At 39.3% G+C, this 3,055-nt stretch carries 3 protein-coding genes; 2 read left to right on the top strand and 1 reads right to left on the bottom strand.

Annotated features, from left to right (window positions below; translation table 11 throughout):
• A partial coding sequence (locus tag ATH1_RS0117655) for a Gfo/Idh/MocA family protein (RefSeq protein WP_010424970.1) occupies window positions 1-451 on the bottom strand: 451 nt, incomplete at its 3' end.
• Window positions 452-1,120: 669 nt separating this feature from the next.
• On the opposite strand from ATH1_RS0117655, the gene ATH1_RS0117650 reads away from it, so the two are divergent.
• Together ATH1_RS0117650 and ATH1_RS19940 are read left to right on the top strand one after the other, a co-directional pair.
• Complete coding sequence (locus ATH1_RS0117650; RefSeq protein ID WP_010418030.1) at window positions 1,121-2,584, top strand: lipopolysaccharide biosynthesis protein; 1,464 nt, start codon at window positions 1,121-1,123, stop codon at window positions 2,582-2,584.
• Between the two features lie 65 nt (window positions 2,585-2,649).
• On the top strand, window positions 2,650-2,934 hold the full coding sequence (locus tag ATH1_RS19940) for a YccF domain-containing protein (RefSeq protein ID WP_010418033.1): 285 nt from the start codon (window positions 2,650-2,652) through the stop codon (window positions 2,932-2,934).
• Window positions 2,935-3,055 lie beyond the last annotated feature (121 nt).

The raw sequence follows: 3,055 nt of genomic DNA, 5'->3' as shown, positions 1-3,055 counted from the left end.
GCACATTAAAAATTTTTCCCAGACGGTCTTCTTCTATTGCTTTTTTTAATGCTTCAACGGGTGGATTAAACCGGTTCTGTTTGACGATGAAAAGACGACGATTGGCGTGTTCGGCCTCATTGATCATATTTCCACAATCCTCAACAGAAATAGCCATCGGTTTTTCGCATAGCACGTGATACCCGTGTCGGAGGGCGGCAATTGTATGGTCGGCATGCAACCCGTTGGGTGAGCAGACCGACACCACATCCATTTTTCCTTTATTTTCGGTCAGGAATTTTTCCGTGTCCGACCATGCTTTGCATCCATATTCGTCGGCCAGATTTCCGGCTTTTTCAATATCGATGTCGCAGGTTGCGGCTAATTGGCCGTTATTGGCAATATGTTTTGCATGACGATTAGCTATTCGGCCACAGCCGATGATCCCAAAACGAATCAATTCTGTATGCATTTATTTGTTATTTTATGAAGTGCCCGGTATTTGGGCACTTTTTTGTGCTGATGAATCCGCATTAACAAGGAGTTAACTCCGGCACGAAAATTTAAAACGCATTGAATTCGACAAAAATATGTTTTTTATACCTCACGCAATCATGTAAAATTGATCTTACGTTCAAAAAATCAGGATAAAAATTGAAAGTATAAAGATAATGACAATATTTTGAAACAATACTCCGTTAAACTTTTCCAGATGTCAGGTCATTAATTGTATAAAGATTTAACGATGCAAGTCACAACTCTTTCATAATAAAACTTTGCGTTATTGCGTTTAGACTTTTTTTAGCGAACTATTGTTGAGCCCGGTCTAAAAAGCATCTTTATTGCCAAACTCGTTGTTGTTTTAAATTTTTGAAACGAGCATGTCAAGATTTATCACAAAAATTGATGTATAAAATCAATCATGCGAGTTCCATCCGACCTTAAAAATAAATTTTATACGAAAGGAGCCTCATTAACAATAAGTTAAATCCGGTACAAAAATTTAAAACGCCTTGATTTTGACAAAAATATGCTTTTTATACTGCACTCATTGTTGAAAAGCATTTTCAGTGAATAAAACGTATCATATCCTGTTTTAATCTGTAGTTTCCTGCTATTTTTGCTGAAAATATCTTAAGCCATGCAGAGCCAGACCCGGTTTATTTTCAAGCAAGGTATTATTTATGGTATTGGCAATATCGTTGTCAAGTTGAGCGGTGTCATCCTCATACCGCTTTATCTTCGATATATTAATGAATCGGAATACGGTGTGGTTACCTTGTTCGAAACCATTTTTCAGTTCATCCTGATTTTATCGAGTTGGGGTGTTAAGGGTGGTTTCATGCGATGGTATCATGATATGGATGGCGACCGGGAAAAGAAAAAACTCTTTTTTACGACCTATTCATTCAATTTTATAACCACCTTGCTGACTGTTCTTGTTGTTGGGTTTGTCATTTTCAGGTTTTCAGATGAGATTTTCCATTACGAATTGTCGCCATCAATCATTCTTTATTTTATTTCCGCCTCTTTTTTTCGATTAATGTTCGAAATGCCGCAATATCTGCTAAAGATAGAACAAAAAGCTGTTGCGCAGACATGGTGGGTATTTTTGAATGTAGTTCTGTTGATAGGAGCCACCTTCTATTTCCTGGAGGTAAAAAAGATGGGTTTGGAGGGAATTTACCTGGCACAGCTGGTTGCTCATTTGGTTACTTTTCTGATGTTTATTCCTCTGACAATCAGAAACATTGATTTAGGATTTAACCGGTCTGTTCTTAAAGAGATGCTTCATTATGGTCTTCCACTGGCGGTGAGTAATATTCTAACCACGGTTTTAACACTAAGCGACCGGCACATGATCAATCAGTACCAGAACCTTGGTGAAGTAGCCGGATATGGCATGGCATTTAAGGTATCCAATCTGGTACAAATGGTTATTGTAGCGTCGTTCATCACCGGGTATACCAATTATTATTTCAAAACCATGAACGAACCGGACAGCAGACGTTTTTACGAAAAAATAGTTCGTTATTTCATGGTGGTTATTTCATTTGGCGGACTTGGAATTGTCTTGTTTTCGCCCGAGATTATCTATGTTGTGACGATGGGGAGTGAGTTTTTCCAGACTTCCGTGGTTATAGTACCGGTATTAATGGTAGGAATGATCTTTTCGGCGATGCGTCAGATTTTTACTTTACCCCTGAACAAGCACAAACGTACCCGTCGTATTTCATTAATATTGATACTGAGCGCTGTCATTAATCTTATCGGGAATTTTATTTTGGTGCCTTCCATCGGCAAGATGGGAGCTTCTGTTTCTACTGTTGTTGCGCAGTTCTTTGCTGTTGCATGGTTTTTCATCGAGGTCAGAAAGACCGAACCTTTTCGTTTTTCTCTTCCATCTAATTTCGCGCTCCTTGTAATTTGGGGTGTGTTGGTTTATACCGGCATGCATTTGCCTCATTGGCCATTTTTCTCCCTTGTGCTCTTAAAAGTCACTTTGTTGCTTTTCTTTGCCGGTGCATTGTTTGCTACCGGTCATATCAAACGGGAAGAATTTACTGAGTTGAAGCGTATCTATAGAAAGGTCAGGGGCCACTAAGATTTTTATCCGGGGGAAGGAAAGATAAGTTATTACCATTTGTCACAAATCCGTCTGTTTTTTTGATGATAACCATTATCGGTATTCCTTTCGGTCTTCAGACGCTTAAACTGGGACTTCTTGCGCTTTGGCCTTTCAGTCAGAAAGTAGTGCCGTCTCCCTCAAACGGAGGTTGCTTAAATACCGTTATGAACATTATCTGGATTTTGTTTGGCGGGATTTGGATTGCAGCGACACATCTTATTTTTGGTCTTCTTCTGGCCATTACTATTATTGGCATTCCTTTCGCCAGGCAGCATTTGAAACTGGCCGGGCTTGCTCTGACACCTTTCGGGCACGAAGTTTTATAAAAATGCCCATCTTTGCATCTTCAAAAAGAAAAAAGAATGGCGTATGAGTAAGGTTATCGGTATGGGCAATGCCCTTGTAGATGTTTTAACAATGCTTCAGGATGATACTGTTCTGTCCGGG

This window comes from Anaerophaga thermohalophila DSM 12881 (assembly GCF_000191885.1).
Lineage (GTDB): Bacteria > Bacteroidota > Bacteroidia > Bacteroidales > Marinilabiliaceae > Anaerophaga > Anaerophaga thermohalophila.
The sequence above is the reverse complement of the archived record's forward strand: the minus strand, read 5'-3'. Positions and strand labels throughout refer to the sequence as shown.